This is a genomic window from Lichenicoccus sp. (genome assembly GCF_965276875.1).
Classification (GTDB): Bacteria; Pseudomonadota; Alphaproteobacteria; order Acetobacterales; family Acetobacteraceae; genus Lichenicoccus.
The window spans coordinates 86601-104883 of the sequence record NZ_OZ255701.1 but is presented as its reverse complement, the minus strand read 5'-3'; the positions used below and the strand labels follow the sequence as shown (position 1 = coordinate 104883).

18 protein-coding genes and 1 tRNA gene are annotated in these 18283 nt (G+C 67.6%); 10 read left to right on the top strand and 9 right to left on the bottom strand.

Annotation, left to right across the window (positions count from 1 at the left end):
- Positions 1-28: 28 nt before the first annotated feature.
- Both ACQY4K_RS00530 and ACQY4K_RS00525 read right to left on the bottom strand, forming a co-directional pair.
- Complete coding sequence (locus ACQY4K_RS00530) at positions 29-1522, bottom strand: flagellin (protein ID WP_428392494.1); 1494 nt, start codon at positions 1520-1522, stop codon at positions 29-31.
- Between the two features lie 43 nt (positions 1523-1565).
- Positions 1566-2006 (bottom strand): flagellar biosynthesis repressor FlbT, encoded by a 441-nt coding sequence (locus ACQY4K_RS00525; RefSeq protein WP_428392492.1) that lies wholly within the window; start codon positions 2004-2006, stop codon positions 1566-1568.
- A 159-nt stretch (positions 2007-2165) separates the two neighbouring features.
- Here ACQY4K_RS00525 and ACQY4K_RS00520 point away from each other — a divergent pair, with 159 nt between their 5' ends.
- The gene (locus ACQY4K_RS00520) at positions 2166-2372 is read left to right on the top strand and encodes a hypothetical protein (protein ID WP_428392490.1); all 207 of its coding nucleotides are present in this window, start codon (positions 2166-2168) and stop codon (positions 2370-2372) included.
- A 257-nt stretch (positions 2373-2629) separates the two neighbouring features.
- On the opposite strand, the gene ACQY4K_RS00515 is transcribed toward ACQY4K_RS00520, so the two are convergent.
- Positions 2630-2719: transfer RNA gene (locus tag ACQY4K_RS00515), tRNA-Ser, on the bottom strand.
- A 157-nt stretch (positions 2720-2876) separates the two neighbouring features.
- Here ACQY4K_RS00515 and ACQY4K_RS00510 point away from each other — a divergent pair.
- Both ACQY4K_RS00510 and ACQY4K_RS00505 read left to right on the top strand, forming a co-directional pair.
- Complete coding sequence (locus ACQY4K_RS00510) at positions 2877-4367, top strand: circularly permuted type 2 ATP-grasp protein (RefSeq protein WP_428392488.1); 1491 nt, start codon at positions 2877-2879, stop codon at positions 4365-4367.
- Positions 4364-5449: an alpha-E domain-containing protein gene (locus ACQY4K_RS00505; RefSeq protein WP_428392487.1), complete on the top strand. Its 1086-nt coding sequence runs from the start codon at positions 4364-4366 to the stop codon at positions 5447-5449. Before ACQY4K_RS00510 ends, ACQY4K_RS00505 begins: the two co-directional genes overlap by 4 nt.
- Before the next feature lie 30 nt (positions 5450-5479).
- On the opposite strand, the gene ACQY4K_RS00500 is transcribed toward ACQY4K_RS00505, so the two are convergent.
- On the bottom strand, positions 5480-5707 hold the full coding sequence (locus ACQY4K_RS00500; protein WP_428392485.1) for a hypothetical protein: 228 nt from the start codon (positions 5705-5707) through the stop codon (positions 5480-5482).
- Between the two features lie 74 nt (positions 5708-5781).
- Positions 5782-6828, bottom strand: coding sequence for a glycosyl transferase family protein (locus ACQY4K_RS00495; protein ID WP_428392483.1), 1047 nt, complete (start codon positions 6826-6828; stop codon positions 5782-5784).
- A 124-nt stretch (positions 6829-6952) separates the two neighbouring features.
- Here ACQY4K_RS00495 and ACQY4K_RS00490 point away from each other — a divergent pair, with 124 nt between their 5' ends.
- Positions 6953-7648 carry a DsbA family oxidoreductase gene (locus ACQY4K_RS00490; RefSeq protein ID WP_428392481.1) on the top strand — a complete coding sequence of 232 codons (696 nt, stop codon included), beginning with the start codon at positions 6953-6955 and terminating at the stop codon, positions 7646-7648.
- Here the strand turns inward: ACQY4K_RS00490 and ACQY4K_RS00485 are convergent.
- On the bottom strand, positions 7633-8616 hold the full coding sequence (locus ACQY4K_RS00485) for a bile acid:sodium symporter family protein (protein ID WP_428392480.1): 984 nt from the start codon (positions 8614-8616) through the stop codon (positions 7633-7635). The genes ACQY4K_RS00490 and ACQY4K_RS00485 overlap by 16 nt on opposite strands.
- Positions 8617-8698: 82 nt before the next feature.
- Between ACQY4K_RS00485 and ACQY4K_RS00480 the strand changes: the two genes are divergently transcribed.
- Together ACQY4K_RS00480 and ACQY4K_RS00475 are read left to right on the top strand one after the other, a co-directional pair.
- On the top strand, positions 8699-9706 hold the full coding sequence (locus ACQY4K_RS00480; RefSeq protein WP_428392478.1) for a hypothetical protein: 1008 nt from the start codon (positions 8699-8701) through the stop codon (positions 9704-9706).
- Positions 9707-9740: 34 nt separating this feature from the next.
- Positions 9741-10901, top strand: coding sequence for an alpha-hydroxy acid oxidase (locus ACQY4K_RS00475; protein WP_428392477.1), 1161 nt, complete (start codon positions 9741-9743; stop codon positions 10899-10901).
- A gap of 133 nt (positions 10902-11034) precedes the next feature.
- On the opposite strand, the gene ACQY4K_RS00470 is transcribed toward ACQY4K_RS00475, so the two are convergent.
- From ACQY4K_RS00470 to ACQY4K_RS00460, 3 genes are read right to left on the bottom strand one after another with little or no spacing between them, the layout of a single operon-like run.
- Entirely contained in the window at positions 11035-11511 is a 477-nt protein-coding gene (locus tag ACQY4K_RS00470) for a DUF421 domain-containing protein (protein ID WP_428392476.1), read from the bottom strand.
- Between the two features lie 58 nt (positions 11512-11569).
- Positions 11570-12421 (bottom strand): methyltransferase domain-containing protein, encoded by an 852-nt coding sequence (locus tag ACQY4K_RS00465; RefSeq protein ID WP_428392474.1) that lies wholly within the window; start codon positions 12419-12421, stop codon positions 11570-11572.
- A gap of 5 nt (positions 12422-12426) precedes the next feature.
- Positions 12427-12873 (bottom strand): hypothetical protein, encoded by a 447-nt coding sequence (locus ACQY4K_RS00460; protein ID WP_428392472.1) that lies wholly within the window; start codon positions 12871-12873, stop codon positions 12427-12429.
- Positions 12874-12958: 85 nt separating this feature from the next.
- Between ACQY4K_RS00460 and ACQY4K_RS00455 the strand changes: the two genes are divergently transcribed.
- The 4 genes from ACQY4K_RS00455 to ACQY4K_RS00440 all read left to right on the top strand — a co-directional run bounded on the left by ACQY4K_RS00455 (position 12959) and on the right by ACQY4K_RS00440 (position 18267).
- Entirely contained in the window at positions 12959-14911 is a 1953-nt protein-coding gene (locus ACQY4K_RS00455) for a transketolase-like TK C-terminal-containing protein (RefSeq protein ID WP_428392470.1), read from the top strand.
- A 45-nt stretch (positions 14912-14956) separates the two neighbouring features.
- The gene (gene gap / locus ACQY4K_RS00450; RefSeq protein WP_428392468.1) at positions 14957-15988 is read left to right on the top strand and encodes a type I glyceraldehyde-3-phosphate dehydrogenase; all 1032 of its coding nucleotides are present in this window, start codon (positions 14957-14959) and stop codon (positions 15986-15988) included.
- Entirely contained in the window at positions 15988-17226 is a 1239-nt protein-coding gene (locus ACQY4K_RS00445) for a phosphoglycerate kinase (RefSeq protein ID WP_428392466.1), read from the top strand. The genes gap and ACQY4K_RS00445 overlap by 1 nt, the downstream gene beginning before the upstream one ends.
- A gap of 81 nt (positions 17227-17307) precedes the next feature.
- Positions 17308-18267 (top strand): hypothetical protein, encoded by a 960-nt coding sequence (locus ACQY4K_RS00440; protein WP_428392464.1) that lies wholly within the window; start codon positions 17308-17310, stop codon positions 18265-18267.
- Positions 18268-18283 lie beyond the last annotated feature (16 nt).

The following is an 18283-nucleotide window of genomic DNA, read 5'->3' as shown; positions in this document are numbered from 1 at the left end:
GCCTGCAAGGCGGCCGGGTGACGTTCGCTTAGCGGAACAGCGACAGCAGCGACTGCGGCTGCGAGTTCGCGATCGACAGCGACTGGATCGCGAGCTGCTGCTTGGTCTGCAGCGAGGTCAGCTTCGCACTTTCCTGCGACAGGTCGGCGTCGGTCAGCGCGCCAATGCCGCTTGTCAGGGCGCTGCTGAGCGTGCTGACGGTGCTCTGCAGACCGGTCAGCTCGTCCGACGAGGAACCCAGCGCCGAGCTGATCTTGTTGAGCGAGGTGATCGCAGCATTCACTGCTGACAGCGCGTAGGCGGAGCCGGACTGCACGGTCGCGGTGCCGACGCTGCTGGTCGCGGCCCCGGTGCCAGTAATCGCGGCATTGAGGTTGCCGCCGGCAATGTCGAGATTGCCGCTGGCATCCTTGATGACACCGAAACCCTGGTTCTGGATCGCGCTGGACAGGCTGTCCGTGTAGTTCTGGACACTGTCGCCGGCCTTGCTGGTGACGCTGACGAAGGTGCTCTGCTTGGTGGTGTTGCCGTTGGCGTCGGTGCCGGTCTGCACCGAATAGACGAAGTTGCCGCTCGAATCCTTGCTCGCGGTCAGCGTTGTCGAGGAGTCGCCGGTCGCGCCGAAGGTGTAGACGGTGTCGCCGTTGGCGTTGGTCGACTTGGTCAGTGTCGCACCAGTGCCGGTTCCCTTTGCCAAGCCGGACAAGGACAGTGAGCCGTCGGCGTTCAGCGCGACCGTGGCGCCGGTCGCCGCGGCGTTGCTGGTAAGCGCAGTCTGAATCGCGGCGGAGAGAGTGCCGCTCGTTGCGGTAGCGCCGGTGGTGCCGTCATTGATCGCAAAGGTCAAGGTGTTGGCAACGTTCTGGGCGGTCCCGTCCGCGCCGGCCACGGCAGTTGTGGACAGGCTGACGGTGGCGCCGACGCCAGCGGCGGAGTCAAAGTTGGCACTGGTCGCCGTGCTCAGGCCGACCTGGATACCGGCCTGGTCAACGTTGAGTCCCGCCAGGCCGAGGCCGGTCGAGGTGGCGTTGAAGCCAGCCTGCTGGAACAGGGTGCCGTTGAGGTCCTGGGCCGCGGTGGCGGTGGTCGAGGTGACGCCGTTGCCGACCGAGCCGGACAACAGGTTGACACCTTTGAAGGTGGCACCGTTGGCGTTCGCGTCGATCTGGGTAAGTGTCTTGTTGATGGTCTGGTTCAGTGTGGTGGCATCGAGGCCCTTGGTCTGACCTTCGGTGAGGTCCTGAGCCAGGGTCGAGAGCAGGCTTGCCGAGCTGGTTGCCTGCGACTGCGCGGTGCTGACGATCTGGGCGGTCACCTGCAATCCGGTGGTGATGCCGGAGAGGGCCGAGACCTGCGAGCTCATGGTCTGCGAGATGGCATAGATCGCCGGGTCGTCGGCGGCGGTATTAACCTTCTTGCCGGTCGAGACCTGGTTCTCGGTGGTGGTCAGGTCGGCGTTGGTCTGGCGGAGGCTGCTGAGAGCCTCCAGGGCGGCGTTGTTGGTATTGATCGAAAAAGCCACAGGTTTTCTCCGTTTGCTTGAGGGATGCGTAGTAGGCGCGCTCTTATGTGAATGTTTCGTAAACGGCGGACACGGAATCTTTCGCCGAGGCCGCGAAAGCGTGCACGGCGTCTTCGTGCCGGACGATGCGGGCGGCGACCTTCAGGGCCTGGTAGTAATGACCGGCCTCCAGCAGGGAGAGCAGCCGGTCGAGCATCTGCCGCGCCGTCGCAGACAAGGTCGCCTCGCGGAACATGCCGATCAGCAGGCGGGCCTCGACGGTCGCGTCTGTGCGCTCGTTCGGCTCGCCGACATAGGCGTTCTGCACCGCGAAGTAGATCCGGCGCGCCGTGGTCGTGACTTCGGCGGGCGACATTAATTGCCGCCCGTAGATGAAGCGGACCTTGTTGGCGATGCGCAGGTCGGCGTCGCTGAGGAAATGCAGGGCGGCGCCGTTGACGATCATTTTGTCGCCGTGGACCATCCGAACATGCAAACCGGCCATCGCTCACCCCTCCTCCGCTCCGAAGGCGCAAGCTAAGGGGCAAACATTCACCGCGGGTTAATGCGGGCCAGAAGGAATTTTTTCAGGCGCCAACCGATCGACCGCCGCCTCCACGCGTTTTACGACCATCGGCACGGTGGGTGCCGGGGAGTATTGAGCATGGCCAATGGTCCGATCGGCATAGTGTCCGCTGCCGTCTATCCGAGCCCGCGTCCCGACCTGCCGCATTTGGCGGTGGTCTTCGAGCCTAGCGGCGCCGTGCTGGCCGCCGTCCCGATGGCGACCGAGGAGGAAGCTCTCGCGCATGTCGAGCGCGCCATGCACAAGGCATCGGACGTCCTGGCGGCACCTCTGCACGAGGTCTAGGACGGATCGATTGGGGCACCGAGCCGGGAGCATGCGAGAGTAACACTCTGACAGGCAATTGCCTTCAAATCGCCATTCGAGCCGAGCCTACTGCTGTCGGAGGTCCTGCAATGAAGGCTTATATGAGGATGGCGCTTTCGCTGGCGCTTGCGATCGGGCTGTCAGGTTGCATCGTCTACACGCACCCGTATCACCGCCGTTGGCACCCGCCCTACCGCGGTTATCCTGGATACTGGCGTTGAGAGCGGTCAGGGTGGTGGCGGACGGGGTGGGATTCGAACCCACGGTAGGCTTGCACCTACGGCGGTTTTCAAGACCGCTGCCTTAAACCGCTCGGCCACCCGTCCCGGGGTCTGTTCTTAGGAGTTTGGCGGACTGCCTGCAACGCGGCCATGCAGTTCGCGCTTGGCGCGGGGGCCAGATCTTGCTTGGGTAGCCGCAACCCTGAATTCGGACACTGGCCATGATTTCTGCGCGGTTGAACGGTATGTCTGGACTTCGCGCATGCCTGGGCTGCAAGGCGGCATGAGCCCGTCGGCGGGCGAGTTCGAAGCTGCCAGAGGTGGGCTGCTCGAAACCTACAAGACGTCCGGGTTTTTCTGCGAGCTGATGAACGCGATGGCGCCATCCAATGTGGACATCGCGACGATCTGTAGCCGGCTCGACCGCTTCGACCTGCCGGAGCTGCGCCGCAGGGCGGCCAGTGCGGAGGCGGAACTCTATAATCTTGGTATTACCTTCACGGTCTATTCAGACCGCGACGCGATCGACCGTATCCTGCCCTTCGACCTTATCCCCCGTGTCATTACCGCGCCTGAGTGGGACGTGATCGAACGCGGCGTGACGCAGCGGGTGACCGCGATCAACCGGTTCCTGTGGGATATCTACCACGACCAGGCGATCCTGCGGGACGGGGTGATCCCGCGCGAGCGCGTGCTCGGGAACAGCAATTTCCGTCCCGGGATGATGGGGTTCGACGTGCCTCTCGGCGTGTATGTCCACGTCAACGGCACCGATATCGTTCGCGATCATGAGGGCCGCTTCCTGGTGCTGGAGGATAATGCCCGCACCCCGTCGGGCGTCTCCTACGTCATTGAGAACCGGCACATGATGCTGCGCGTGCTGCCCGACCTCGCGGCCGGCATACGCCTGCGCGCCGTCGACGAGTACGGAACCCGTCTGCAACAGGCGCTCGTCGACGTAGCACCAGCCGACATCGCCAACCCGCAGGTCGTGCTGCTGTCGCCCGGGATCTATAATTCAGCCTATTTCGAGCATGTGTTCCTGGCGCGCGAGATGGGCGTGCCGCTGGTCGAAGGCCGCGACCTGATCGTCGAGAACCGGCGCGTGTTCATGCGCACCATCGCCGGCCTGCGCCCGGTGCATTCCATCTATCGTCGCCTGAATGACGACTTCCTCGATCCGGACGCCTTTCGCCCGGACAGCCAGCTCGGCGTGCGCGGCCTGATCGACGCCTGGCGCGCGGGCAACGTCACCATCGCCAATGCGGTGGGCACCGGGGTGGCCGACGACAAGGCGATCTACGCCTACATGCCGCGGATCATTCGATATTACCTGTCGGAGGAGCCGATCCTGCACAATGTCGAGACGCATATCTGCGCCGAGCCGGAGGGCCTGCGCTACACGCTCGACCATCTGGCCGAACTGGTGGTCAAGCCGGTCGGTGAGTCCGGCGGCTACGGGCTGATCATCGGGCCGCATGCCTCCGCCGGCGAGATCGAGGAGTTCCGCGCCAAGCTGCTCGCCGACCCGGCCAACTACATCAGCCAGCCGGTGATCCGGCTGTCCACGGCGCCGACTTTGTGCGACTCCGGGCTCGAGGCCAGGCATGTCGACCTGCGGCCGTTCGCGGTGACCGGGCGCGCGACCTGGGTGCTTCCGGGCGGGCTCTCGCGCGTCGCGCTGCGTCGTGGCTCGTTGGTGGTCAACTCCTCGCAGGGCGGCGGCTCGAAGGATACCTGGGTGTTGGCATGACCGAAGACGACCGCCTTTGCCGCGGTTCGGACCTGCTTTCGCGCTACGCCGAGAGCACGATGTGGCTCGCGCGCTACCTCGAACGGATCGAGAATCTCGCGCGCGTGCTCGACGTCACCGAGACCTTCGTGCGCACTGGCCAGGGCCATGACGGCTGGTCGGCGGTGGTGCAGATCAATGCCGACGAGGCGCAGTTCCATGCGATGCATGACAAGGCCACCGCCGCCAGCGTGGTCTCCTTCTACCTGATCGAGCCACGCAACCAGAACTCGATCGCCAACATCGTCCACATGGCGCGCGAGAACGCGCGCACCCTGCGGCCGCTGATCTCGACCGAGATGTGGAGCCATATCAATGTCTTCTACAATTGGGTCAGGCTCCTTGGCGAGAACGACATCCGCGCGCCGCTGCTCTCGGCCCTTTGCGCACGCCTCAAGCAGGAGTGCCAGACGCATTACGGCATCACCGAGGGCACCTTCTATCGCGACCAGGGGTGGTACTTCTACCGGATCGGCAAGTATCTTGAGCGCGCCGACCAGATCACCCGGCTCGTCGACATCAAGTATCACACGCTGCTGCCGGAGGCGGCCGGGATCGGCTCGGAAGTGGATGTCAGCCAGTGGAGCGCCGTGTTGCGCGCGGCCGCCGCCTACCATGCCTACCGCCGCAACATGCCACGACGCCTGCAGGCGCATTCGGTCGCGGGTTTTCTGCTGCTCAATGATGCCTTTCCACGCTCGCTCTCGCTCACTTTGCGCCAGGTCTATTGGTCGCTCGGGCAGTTACGCACCGATTACGGGCTGCGCAGCAGCGGCCCCATCCTGGAGCGTCTCGACGAGCTGCGCGCAGCCCTCGCCGACCAGACCATTGAGCAGATCATCGTGCGCGGGCTGCACGAATTCCTTGATTGGGTGCAGATCGAGTTGCGCGCGATCCAGGAGGGTATCGGCGCCGCCTTTTGGCCACCACCCTCACAGACGCAAGCGCAGATCGTCGACGGCGGCGACAGCATCATGGTCCAGGAGAATGGCAGCCAAGGCATGACCCAGACCCTAGGAGGGATGAGCCAGACCTTGAACTAGCCCTACCGATTAGGACGTGTTCCGGGACGATCAGCCCGGATGGTTGGTCTTTTCCTTGGCCTTCTTGTGGGCCATGTGGTGGCCGACGGCACAGCCTGCGGCGGCCCCCGCCATGCCGTGATGGCCGGCCATGTGGCCGCCGGCGCCCCCCACCACGGCGCCCTTGACGCAGCCCTTGGCATCGGCGGCACCGCCCGCGGCGGCACTGCCAAGCAGAACGGCGGCGGCGAAGGCAGCGTGTAGAATCGTTCTGGTCATGTCAGGCTCCGGTTGTCGTGATGGTGACGGAACGCGTCAGAAGCAGAGTTGTTCCCTTGGTCAACGGCCTGACCTTACCTCCCGGATCGGGCCGCCCAGATCCGCGGCGCCCGGAGATCCGCCTCGGCCGGGGTGTCGCATTGCCGCATCGCCAGCAGGGCCATGGCGATGGTGCCGGTCACGGTGCGGACCGCGACCTCGTCCTCCGCCTCGCCGCGCCAGATCGCGGCCAGCCGCGCCGGCGTGTCCGGTGCCGCACCTGGCCGCGCGAAGGGGCCGAGGGCGGGGAGCAGCAGCTGGTGGATGTCGCCAGCGGCGCGCCGCAGATGTGCCGCGACCGGCTTGCCCGGTGCGCGTTCGGCCTCGCCACCGCCGCCCTTGAGCACCAGTAGCGCAGGCCGATGCAGCCGCTCGGCGACCGCCAGATGCAGCGCGATGTAGGGCGGATGGAACACCCCGTCGACGGAGGCGCGCGCGTCGGCCGGGTCGAGCAGCCGCGCCACCGTGTTCACCGGCGAGCGCAGGCCGAACAGACGGCGCAGCTCCAGCAGCCGGTCCACCGCCGGAGCCATCGCCGAGACCGGCCAGTAGGCGAACCCGACGTCGCGTAACGCGGCATGCACGGCTGGCGCCTCCGTCTGCACCGGGCGTCCGAGCGCTGCCAGGGCATCGGCGACGGCGATGCCGCCGGAGAAGCTGTTGCTGCCGTGCATCAGCACGCGCCAGCCGGAGTCCGCGAGAGCCAGTGCCGATAGCAGGAACCACGGCGCTGCGCGGGTCCGGCCGGCGCCGTAGCTCGGCCAGTCAAGATCGACCGGTGGGAACGATGCGGTCACACCAGGGCTGCCGCCTGGCACCGCGCGGCCAAGCCACGCGGCTTCGCGTGCCGCCTCGACGAGGCCGGTGATCTCGTCGGGGTCCTCGCCGCGATAGCGCAGCAGCATCAGGAAGGCGCCGACCTGCACCGGATCGGCCTCGCCGCGCAGCACCATCCCGAAGGCCTCGCGAGCCTCCTCGCGGGTCAGCGCGCGCGCCCGCCCCGGACCCCGGCCAAGGGTCGCGACATGGACGGCAAAGCGAGCGTGCCCGCTCTGGTCATGCCCATCTTGAGCATGCAGCACCGTCTGATCCACCGTCGATCCTTTCATGCAACCTGAACGGGTAGTTCCTGCGCGCGTTCCGTGTATTGTTCGGGAGCGCGCGATTTTAGTCGAATCTAAAAAAATCCGGAATAAAGTGACGGCCGTGAACGCCCTGACACCCCAGCCGAGCCGCCTTCCGGTCGAGATCGTCTACGATTTCGTCTGCCCCTGGTGCTATCTTGGCGTGCGACGCCTGCTGCGCTCGCTTGGCGAACGGGCACCTCGCGGCCTCGGTGCGGATCGAAGCTTCGAGATCGCCTGGCGCCCATTCCTGCTCAATCCTGACATGCCCAAGCTGGGCATGTCGCGCTACGACTACGTCGTGCGCAAGTTCGGTGGCGAGGACCGTGCCCGCCGGCTCTATGCCGCGGTCACCCAGCTCGGCCGCAGCGAGGGAATGGATTTCCATTTCGAGCGCGTCGTCCATATCCCGTCGAGCGTCGATGCGCATCGTCTGGTCGGCTGGGCCAACCGGTTCGGCCGCGGCACCGAGATCGTCGAGGCCCTGTTCGCGGCGCACTTCACCGACGGCCGCGATATCGGCGACCCGGCCACCCTGATCGCGATTGCGGCGAGCGCCGGGCTCGACGGCGCGCAGGCGGCGGCGCACCTGCGCTCGCGCGACGGTGCCGACATCGTCCATGGCGAGAACCTGCGGGCCCATCGCCTGGGCATCAGCGGCGTGCCGTGCTTCGTCATCGGCGATCAGATGGCGGTCTCCGGCGCCCAGGAGCCAGAGGTGTTTCACCGCCTGCTCGACATCGCCACCGTGGACGTGCCGGATTACCTGCCCGCCTGAACGGTGTTGGACTCGGCCGCCGCGGCACCCGCGGCATAGCGGCGCGCGAGCACCGCGCAGGCGAACAACTGAAGCTGGTGGAACACGATCAGCGGCAGCACCACCATGCCCACAGTGGCCGGGGGGAACAAGACACCCGCCATCGGCACCCCCGACGCCAGCGTCTTCTTGGAGCCGCAGAACACCATCGCGATCTCGTCCTCGCGGCCAAAGCCGAGTAGGCGCGCGCCGTAGCGGGTGACCAGCAACACCGCAACCAGCAGCCCGGCATCGATCAGCAGCACCACCCCTAACATCGCCGGCGGCACCTTATGCCAGATGCCCTGCACCACCGCCTCGCTGAAGGCGGTGTAGACCACGATCAGGATCGAGCCGCGGTCGGTGAAGCCGAGCAAGGTCCGGTTCCGCCTGGCCCAGTCGCCGATCCAGCGCTGCATGACCTGCCCGAGCAGGAACGGCAGCAGGAGTTGCAGCACGATATCGAGCACTGCCTTGAAGGAGACGCCGTGCCCGGCGCGGCTGAGCAGCACGCCGACCAGCAGCGGCGTCACCGCCATGCCGAACAGATTGGAGGCGGTGGCCGAACACACCGCCGCCGGCACGTTGCCATGGCCGATCGAGGTGAACGCAATCGAGGACTGCACGGTCGACGGCAGCGCGCAGACGAACAGGATGCCCAGCCAGAGTGTCGGCGTCAGGGTGCGCGGGAGTGCCGCATGCAGCCCCAGTCCAAGCAGCGGAAACAGCACGAAGGTGCAGACGAAGATCGCAAGATGCAGCCGCCATGCGCCCAGACCGGACAGCATCGCGCGGCGCGACAGCCTCGCCCCTTGCAGGAAGAACATGATGGCGATGACGACGATGGTCAGGACATGGAAGATCGCGACACCCACGCCACGGCAGGGCAGCAGGGTCGCCACGATCAGGGTTGCGATCAGGGCCAGCAGGAACGGGTCTGGTCTGGGCATGCACAGTCGTTCCGATTGCAGGTTTGGCCGGGCTGCCACGTGGATTGCCACGTTGGCCGGGCTGGGCCACCCTAGCTTGCGCATGACGAGCCTGACCATACGCGCGACGATCGCCCTGCTGCTCCTGCTGCTGTCCTGGGGACCGGCCAAGGCAGCGGAAGGCGGGGCCGATGCGACAACGAGCGGGCTGCAGCTGCCGCTGCCCTGCGCCAGCGTGCACGCCTCTGGGCTGCAAAGCCTGGCCCCGCCGGCGCACGGTGTGACCGCCGAGGCGTACCGGGTGCACCTGCCGGCTGCCGCAAGCCGGCACGCCGTCTCGATGTCGGCTTCGTCGCTTCGCGTGGAAAGCGGGACCGCCGACACCTCCGATGCCGATCTCGAACGTGCCAGCAGTGCCGCCGCCGCGGCGCTGCTGGTGGCCCTGAGCGGCGATCATCATGGCGGCTGCGATACAGCGCTATTGCACGACGCGGCAGCACCGATCGTGCACGGCCTGGCGCATGGCGGCGGCTACGTCGCGACCTGGCTGAATGTGACACTGCGCGGTGCGTCCGGCGTGGTAACAGCGCACCGGATGCAGTTGCGCCTGGAGGCGCACAGGATGCAGGAAGGCCTGCACGCTCCGGGCGCCGATGCCGCCGCGCCGGTTCAGGTCGCCTTCAGCCTCGAGGGCGTCGCCGGTCGCCTGAAGCCGCCGACCCTGCTGCCGGATACGCTGGCGTGGCGGATCAGCCTGCCGCCCTCAAGCCTACCCACGCTGCTGGCGGCGACCGGCGGCAGCACGCCCAGCGCGCAGATCCCGGTCACCGTCGACGATCTGCGCCTGACGCAGGGCAAAAGCATCATCGACGCCAAGGGGTCGGCGATCGCCGCACCGACCCCGCTGGCCAGCAGCGCCGATCTGCACGTAACGGCACGGGACTACGACGATCTGGTCGAAAAGGCGGCGAGTGCTGACATGGTCCGGCTGCACACCGCTTTGTTCCTGTCCAGCCTGGTGGCCAAGCGCGACGCGGACGGGCTGCAATGGCAGGTGACCTACCATGACGGCGTGCTCGCGGTGAACCATGTGCCGATCCCGGTGCGTTGACGCAAGCACGGCGACACCAGCAGGGAGACACATCATGGCCACAGGTGCCGACCGGCTGCGCCAAGCCCTCAGCCTGAATGACTTCCAGCGCCTTGCACGGCCGCGCCTGCCGCGCGCGGTGTATGGCTACGTCGCCAACGGCTGCGAAGCCGGTGATGCGCGCGACCATAACCGCGCGGCGTTTGCACAGTGGCGCATGGTGACGCGGGTGCTGCGCGACGTCTCGGCGCGCTCGCAGAAGACGAGCCTGTTCGGCGCGACCTACGCGTCCCCGTTCGGCATCGCACCGATGGGGGCTTCGGCCGTGGTTGCGTTCGACGCCGATAACCGCATGGCACGCGCCGCCCGTGCGGCAAACATCCCCTTCGTGCTCAGCGCCAATTCGATTACGCCGATCGAGGAGCTGGTGCGCAGCAATCCCAACGCCTGGTTTGCCGCCTACCAGTCACCCGATGCGCGCAACATCGAGCGGATGGTCGCGCGCGTGGCCGCGACCGGGATCAAGGTGTTCGTGCTGACCGTCGACGTGCCGGTGCCCTCGAACCGCGAGGACGACAGGCGCGCCGGCTACAGCATGCCGCTGCGGCCGACCCCGCGCCTGAGCTGGGACGGCGTGAGCCACCCGCGCTGGCTCGGCGGCACCGCCGCGCGCACCCTGCTCACGCGCGGCATTCCACATATCAGCAATGTCGAGGCCGACAACCCGATCAACCTGTTCTCGCGCAAGGTGGCGGTGATTGCCGGCCATGACAACTTCACCTGGAAGCAGGCGGAGCTGATCCGCGGGCTGTGGAAGGGCACATTCGTCATCAAGGGCCTGCTTTCGGCCGCTGACGCCGCGATCGCCCGTGACCTGGGAGCCGACGGCATCGTCGTCTCCAACCATGGCGGCCGCCAGCTCGACGCAGCGGTCTCACCGATGCAGGTATTGCGTGAGATCAAGGCCGCCAGCGGCGCGATGACGGTCATCGTCGATAGCGGCTTCAGACGCGGCAACGACGTGCTCAAGGCGGTGGCCCTTGGCGCGGACTTCGTGCTGATCGGCCGCCCATTCCTGTTCGCGGCAACACTCGCCGGCACCCGCGGCGTGCGGCACGCGATCTCCCTGCTCGCCAAGGAGATCGATATCGATCTGGCGTTGCTGGGTCTCGACGGCATTGGCGCGGTCGACGCTGATGTTTTGTGGGTGGCTTGAGGAAGGCCAGGGGCTCTGCCCCTGGACCCCGCCAAAGGCTAGCCTTTGGAATCCTTTACTTTTGTTAATGGGGGTCTGGGGCCTCAGGCCCCAGCGGGGTCCAGGGGCAGAGCCCCTGACCTAAAATCCCGATTCAGGACTTGAGAAAGGTGATCTTGCCGCTCGGCTCGAGAGTGATGCGCGAGGTGTCCGCAACATTACCGATGCCTGCCGCGCGCATGGCTTCTTCGAGATCGGTGGGGCTGACCGAATGGCGCTTCAGCTTGCGCGGGTCGTGTTGCCCGACCGTGCCGAGGGTCACCGGCTGGCCCTCCACCAGTGCGGAGATGAACGGGACATAGGCGGCGCCCTTGGCCAGCGCACCATGCAGAAGCACGATCAGCGTGGTCGCGGCCAGGGTGCCGATCAGCTCGGCATTGCCGGTCAGTGTCCGGCTCAGGGTCGAGCCGACGATGATCGAGACCACGGTATCGAGCGGCGACCAGCGGCTGAAACTGCGCCGACCGGAGAGCCGTACCAGCAGCAGGCAGAAGAAGAAGACCAACGCGCCGCGCGCGCATTCCTGCGCCCAGGTCAAATGCGGTCCGCTGCCAAACACGATCGTAAACATCCGGGCGGCTCCAGGCTTACGCGGCTGCATCGCCCGGAGGAGAGCTTTGGTTGCAGCCTCAGCGTCGGAGAAGCCCGAACCGGCTGCGGTACGGTACTGCCGTCGCGCGCGCGGCCGCCGCGCGCCAGCTCGCCGCCGCCGCCGTGGCATCAGCACTCGGCCGCAGCCCGAGCAGGAACTCCAGCCCGTCCGGCTCGGTGTCGCGAAACAGCGTGCATTCGAAGGCGAGCGCGCCGAAGCCGACCAGGTCGGCGAGCAACCGGCAGCACAGTGCCGGGGTGAACACCCAGCAATGCACGTCCTGATAGCGGCCGCTCGCCTGCACCTCGCGGCAGACCGACGCCGCCCAGGCGTAGCGCTGTGCGTCCACCAGCGGCGGCGGCGGTGGCTGCCCGGCCCAGATGGCAGCCGCGTCGGCCTCGACCACGTGCAGAAAATAATCGGCGATCTGCGCCAGCGACGGGCGCGTGGCAGCGGCCACCTCGGCTGCCAGCAGGTCGGCGAGCGTGGTCTCGGCGCGGTGATGGTCGAAGCAGAAGCGCCTGTCCGGCACCACCAGCCTGATCTCGCCGCCCGGTGCGAGGGCCCGGCCGAGCGCGCGCAGCCAGCCGATCATGTCGGGCACATGCTCGATGACATGGCTGGCGATGACGTAGTCGAGCGGCCCGTGCGCGGCCACCAGGCCGTCGAGGCCGAAGGCGTCCCAGACATGGTCGACCGTCGGGATCGCCGCGGTTCGCACACCGGGGTCGGTTGCGTATTTCGCCCGCAGGCTGTCGGTGTCGGCATGGTCGACATAGAGCACGCGGCCCATCGCGGGGGTGACGATCGGGCGATCGAGCGGGCCGATCTCGCAGCCCAGCAGACGCGGCAGGTCGAGGCCGGCGAGCAGGGCCTGGTTGCGCGGCACCCCGCTCAGCGCACGTCGATCCTGACTTGCGGCTGGTGGACCGTGCGATCCGAGGAGGCCGCGAGTTCGATCTGGTCGGGGCGGGCGCCGTCGGCTGCGATCGCATCGGCGACCGGCCGGCCGAGTTGCATCACCGTGGTCTGCATCGCCGCCGTCTGCCTGGCGGGGGAGACGTCGGTTGGCACCACGCTGTCGACGGTGAACAGGACGTTCGGCTTGCGGGCGAGCGCCTCGCGCACCGCTTCGCGCAAGGGGCCACGCCAATCGGCGGCCGGCCGCACTACGAACAGCGGCGGCACCGGCGGCGGCCCGGAGGCAACGGCAGCCGGCGCGTGCGGCACTGGTTTGCGGCCGGCGTCATGATCGAAGGTGCGCTGGTCGACCAGCTTGCAGCCAGCGAGCAGCACGCAGGGCAGAAGGCTCAGCAGAACAAAACGCGGCGGCGCGGACATGGCGCGGCACGCTCGCAGGGAACACGGGATACGGCAAGCCAGGCCCGCTTGCGGGTCATGCGCGGTGCCTCCTATAGGACGCAGCATGGATGTGGAGATCGCTCCGGACCCGCTCGCGCGCATGGATATACCGGTCGGCGCGAACGCGGGCATTCTCGCAGGCGCACTCGGCCAGGCCGTGCTGCGTCAGCCGTCCCGCATGGCCGCGGCTTTGGGCATGGTCGAGGCGGCCAGTGTGCTGTGGAGCCGCTTCCTGCGCTTCGATACCGCCGATCCGCGATGGCCCGACCGGGATCGCTTCGTGGTGGGCGCCGCGCGCTTCGCCCCGCTGCTGCGCGCGCTGCTGTCGTTGTGCGGTGACGAGGACGAAGACAGCAGCCGGATGCTCGGTTTCGGGCAGCATCCCGGTGTCGAGATGGCGACCGGGCCGGCCGGACAGGGGATCGCCACCGGCACCGGCATGGCGCTGGCCGAGCGTCTGCTGGCGGCGCGCTTTGGCCACTCGCTGGTTGATCATCGCACCTGGGTGCTGGCCTGCGAGACCGATCTCTCCGCCGGCGTGGCCCTCGAAGCCGCCGCACTGGCCGGGCAGATGCGTCTGGACCGGCTGACGGTGCTGTTCGAACTCGACGCGCGGGCGGCGGCGCGCGACGAGAGCCAGGTTCCTGGGGAAGCCCCGTTCGGGCCGCTGGCGCGGTTTGCCGCCTGCGGCTGGTCGGTGCGCCGCGTCGATGCGTCCGACCGCGAGGCGCTGGCGCTGGCGATCGCAGGCAGCCTGCGCGGCCGCAAACCCAGTCTGATCGCCTGCATTGTCGGGCGCGAGCCATCAGAGGCATCGCTGCCCTCGCCTGCATCCGCCCAGCTCGGGCGGGACGCCTGGCGCCAGTGTGGACGGCGCGGCCAGGCGGCGCGACGCGCCTGGCTCAGGCGGCTGGCGCGACATCGTGATAGTGGCGAGTTCGAGCGGGTCACCGCCGGACGGCTGCCGGCGGGATGGCGACGTGGGTGGCGGGAAGCCTGGAGCGGCAATGCGCCCGAGCAACCGGCGCCCAAGCAACCGGCGCCCAAGCACGGGGCGGGTGACGCGCGGCACGCGCTGGATGCGCTGCTGGCGTTGCTGCCCGAGTTCGTCAGCCTCTCCTGCGAGGCGGGGCTGCCCAGCATGCCGCAGCTCGGCCGGGTGGAGCGTGCGCTCTATCTTGGCACCCAGGAACACGGCATGGCGTCGCTGCTGAACGGCGTGGCGCTGCATGGCGGGCTGCTCGCCTGCGGGTCGGCGTCGTTCATCGCCATCGACCGCATGCGTCCGGCCTTGCGGCTCAGTGCATTGATGGGACGCCAGGTTGTCCATCTGCTCACCCATGACGGCCTCGCACTCGGCGAGGACGGCGCCGCCTGGCAGCCGGTGGAGCAGCTCGCCAGCCTGCGCGCGATGCCCAATCTTGCGGTGTTCCGCCCCGCCGACGGCACCGAAATGATGGAGTGCTTCCAGCTCGCTTTGCAGCGCACCGAGGGTCCCAGCCTGATCGCCTTCGCCTCCAGCCTGCCGCCGAATTTGCGTGAACCCGATCTGCGCAAAGATGTAGTCACGCGGCCGAGTGCCGCACTGCTCGCCAACGCCTGTGCCCGCGGCGGCTACGTGCTGGCCGACGCGGCGCCGGCGCGCGACGTGACCCTGATCGCGACGGGTGCGGAAATCGCCATTGCCCTGGAGGCCAGGCTGCTGCTGCATGAGCGCGGCATTGCCGCTGCCGTGGTGTCGCTGCCGTGCTGGGAATTATTCGCGTTGCAGACCGCGAGCTACCGCGACTCGGTGCTGGGTCAGGCGCTCCGGGTCGGCATCGAGGCGGCGTCCGGCTTCGGTTGGGAGCGCTGGCTCGGCGCCGGCGGGGTGTTCATCGGGATTGACGATTTCGGCGTTTGCGCGTCGGCCGATGCCTTGTATCGCCGTTTCGGCATCACACCCGAGGCGGTCTGCGAGCGCGTGCGCCGCCGGCTCGGCATACGGCTCTGGCCCCAGGACCCAGTCGCGCAATAATCTCGTGCAACCCAGTTCCCTCCATCTCCCCCAAGGATCAACGCAATGTCAGACCATCGTCCCGTCAAGGTCGCGATCAACGGCTTCGGGCGGATCGGACGTCTCGTTCTACGCGGCATCATCGAGAGCGGCCGCACCGACATCGAGGCGGTCGCGATCAACGATCTCGGCTCGGTCTCGGACAACGCCCACCTGCTTCGCTATGACAGCGTGCATGGCCGCTTTCCCGGTGAGGTGAAGGTCGAGGGCGACAGCATCACCATCCACGCGAATGGACGCAGCTATGGCCCGATCAAGGTGTCGGCCGAGCGTGACCCGTCGCGCGTGCCCTACCAGGGGGTCGACGTGGCGATGGAATGCACCGGCCTGTTCACCAAAAAGGAGGCCGCGTCACAGCTGATCACCGCGGGGGCGCGCAAGGTGCTGGTCTCGGCGCCGGCGGAGGGGGTGGACGCGACCATCGTCTACGGCGTCAACCACCACACCATGACCGCCGACATGACGGTGATCTCGAACGCCTCCTGCACCACCAACTGCCTCGCGCCCATGGCCAAGGTGCTCGACGACGCGTTCGGCATCGAGCGCGGCTACATGGTCACAATCCACAGCTATACCGGCGATCAGCGCACCGTCGACACTTTGCACAAGGACCTGCACCGCGCCCGGGCGGCGGCCCTGAACATAATCCCGACCAGCACCGGGGCGGCGCGCGCGGTGGGCTTGGTGCTGCCGCAGCTCAAGGGCAAGCTGGACGGCACCGCGATCCGGGTGCCGACCGCGAACGTTTCGCTGGTTTCGCTCGATTTCGTGCCGCGCACCGTGCCCGGGTCGGTGGCGGCGGTGAACGACCTGTTCAAGCAGGCGGCTGCCGGCGCGCTCAAGGGCATCGTCGTCTACAGCACCGACCCGCTGGTCAGCAGCGACTTCAACCACGTGATCGCGTCCTGCTCGTTCGATGCCACGCAGACCGCGCTGATCGACGGCGGCAAGCTGGTGCGGGTCTGCGGCTGGTACGACAACGAGTGGGGCTTCTCCAATCGTATGGCTGATACGGCAGCGGTATTCGGAGCGCTCTGATGTCGGACCCATCCGCGAAAGCCGCGTCGTTTCGCACCATCGATGCGCTGGACTGCGCGGGCAAGCGGGTGCTGCTGCGCGCCGATCTCAACGTGCCGGTGCGCGAAGGCCAGGTCACCGACCTCACCCGGCTGGAGCGGCTCGCGCCGACCATACGCGAGCTGGCCGACAAGGGGGCGCGGGTGATCGTGGTCAGCCATTTCGACCGGCCGCTCGGCCAGCGGGTCGCGACCATGTCGCTGGCGCCGATCGGCAGCGCGCTGGCAAAAGTTCTCGGCCATACCGTGCACTTCGCCGAGGACTGCCTGGGTCCACAGGCGGAGGCGGCGGTTGCGGCCTTGCGCGACGGCGACGTGCTGGTGCTGGAGAACACCCGCTTCTATCCCGGCGAGGAGGCCAATGACCCGGAGATGGCGCGCGGGCTCGCAGCACTCGCCGATATCTACGTCAATGACGCGTTCTCCGCCGCCCACCGCGCGCATGCCAGCACCGAAGGCGTCGCGCGCCATTTGCCCGCGCATGCCGGACGGCTGATGCAGGCGGAACTCGACGCCCTCACTTTGGCCCTGGAGCATCCGGAACGTCCGGTCGGCGCCATCGTCGGCGGTGCCAAGATCTCCACCAAGCTCGATCTGATCGGCAACATCATCGGCCGCGTCGACATGCTGATCATCGGTGGAGCGATGGCCAACACCTTCCTCGCCGCACGCGGCGTCAGGGTCGGCCGGTCGTTGCAGGAGCCGCAGATGCACGACACGGCGCGGGCGATCATGGCTCAGGCGGAGGCGCGCGGCTGCGCGTTGCTGCTGCCGGTCGACGCGGTCGTCGCGCGCGAATTCAAGGCGCGCGCAGCCAGCCGCGTGGTTCCGGTCGAACAGGTCGCCGACGACGAGCTGATCCTGGATTGCGGGCCGGCCACGGTCGACCTGCTGGGCGAGCGGATTGCCACCTTGAAGACGCTGGTCTGGAACGGGCCGATGGGCGCCTTCGAGACCGAACCGTTCGACGCGGGCACCACCGCCCTCGCCCGACTGGTGGCTGAGCTGACCCGGGAGGGCCGCCTGCGTTCGGTGGCCGGCGGCGGCGATACCGTCTCGGCGCTGCGTCATGCTGGCGTGCTCGACGAGTTCTCCTATGTCTCGACCGCCGGCGGCGCCTTTCTGGAATGGCTGGAAGGCAGGACGCTGCCCGGCATCCAGGCGCTGACCGCGCTCGGCGGGATCATCCTGCCACGCTAATGCGTGACGAATGGAGATCGTTATTATATCGTCAGCGGCATCCGATGAGGAGAGTTCGGTTTGCCCTGCTGGCCGGTTTCGTTGCACGACGGCACATATCAAGCCACTGACCCGGACGGACGGAGGCATCCGATCACCTTCGGCGGGCAGCCGCTGACGGCGTTCCAGCCGGGCTGGGTGCCGGTCGGACTGCAGACCGGATTGCCGCCCTTTCATCTGCTTGAGCTGCGTCGCGACGATGGTCCGATGCGCGATGCGGTCTGGTATCTCGATCAGGATTTCGGTTTCGCCGGCAACGCACTCGACCGCATGCAGCCGTGGCAAGTGGCACGCCTGCACGAGGCACTCATCCCGCTGCTTGCCGAAATCCGGCAGACCAGCCTGCTCGCGTCGACCCCGGCGATTGCCGACGCCGCCCAGAGATTCAGCGGCATCAATCCCCGATTTGTTGCCGATCTGGTGCGGCTCATTGTCGCACTCGCGCCGCCGCAGATCGTGCGCGCGGCACGCTTCGATCAGGTCGTCCCGGCGATGGCAAAAGCCGCCTTGCGGCTCTCGCCGCAGATGCTCGAGCAGAGTCTGGCGCCGGGCCGCGTGGACGTGCGCGTGGTCTCCCCCTTCACCGGCACGAAGCTGCCGGTGCAGGAGGCCTTTGCCTTTGCCGAGGATCGCACACGCGCCTGGCGCTGCCACGATCCGGTGCACGATGTGACCCTTTATCTTCTGGCCAGCGCCGACGGTGCGCCCGCCCTCTACGTCCCGGCGATGGATGCGGTCTTCACCCATCAGCACGGCCTCTCCGGAGCACGGGTCCTGGAAGGTCTGCTGTGCCACTATGCGCTTGCAGATGGGATCCTGGTGCGCCCGACCCGCCTCGACGAGACCGAGAGTTCGGACGCGGAAGCGGCGGAGGCGGGGGACGATTCGTGGCTCGCGCGTGCGGCGGCCGCCGAGACGATCGACCATGCCACCGTCCTGGATGATGCAGACCACGCGTCCAGGAACGGCTGGCTGCGCCGATTGTTACGGCCAACCGGGTAGGGCCGGTGGGCGCGCG

Bases quoted from the DNA above. Each gene is read 5' to 3' on its own strand.
- ACQY4K_RS00500 (WP_428392485.1), bottom strand. From the start codon at position 5,707: ATGACCAGAACGATTCTACACGCTGCCTTCGCCGCCGCCGTTCTGCTT.
- ACQY4K_RS00460 (WP_428392472.1), bottom strand. From the start codon at position 12,873: ATGTCCGCGCCGCCGCGTTTTGTTCTGCTGAGCCTTCTGCCCTGCGTG.
- ACQY4K_RS00445 (WP_428392466.1), top strand. From the start codon at position 15,988: ATGTCGGACCCATCCGCGAAAGCCGCGTCGTTTCGCACCATCGATGCG.
- ACQY4K_RS00485 (WP_428392480.1), bottom strand. From the start codon at position 8,616: ATGCCCAGACCAGACCCGTTCCTGCTGGCCCTGATCGCAACCCTGATC.
- ACQY4K_RS00455 (WP_428392470.1), top strand. From the start codon at position 12,959: ATGGATGTGGAGATCGCTCCGGACCCGCTCGCGCGCATGGATATACCG.
- ACQY4K_RS00525 (WP_428392492.1), bottom strand. From the start codon at position 2,006: ATGGCCGGTTTGCATGTTCGGATGGTCCACGGCGACAAAATGATCGTC.
- ACQY4K_RS00470 (WP_428392476.1), bottom strand. From the start codon at position 11,511: ATGTTTACGATCGTGTTTGGCAGCGGACCGCATTTGACCTGGGCGCAG.
- ACQY4K_RS00480 (WP_428392478.1), top strand. From the start codon at position 8,699: ATGACGAGCCTGACCATACGCGCGACGATCGCCCTGCTGCTCCTGCTG.
- ACQY4K_RS00475 (WP_428392477.1), top strand. From the start codon at position 9,741: ATGGCCACAGGTGCCGACCGGCTGCGCCAAGCCCTCAGCCTGAATGAC.
- gap (WP_428392468.1), top strand. From the start codon at position 14,957: ATGTCAGACCATCGTCCCGTCAAGGTCGCGATCAACGGCTTCGGGCGG.
- ACQY4K_RS00505 (WP_428392487.1), top strand. From the start codon at position 4,364: ATGACCGAAGACGACCGCCTTTGCCGCGGTTCGGACCTGCTTTCGCGC.
- ACQY4K_RS00520 (WP_428392490.1), top strand. From the start codon at position 2,166: ATGGCCAATGGTCCGATCGGCATAGTGTCCGCTGCCGTCTATCCGAGC.
- ACQY4K_RS00510 (WP_428392488.1), top strand. From the start codon at position 2,877: ATGCCTGGGCTGCAAGGCGGCATGAGCCCGTCGGCGGGCGAGTTCGAA.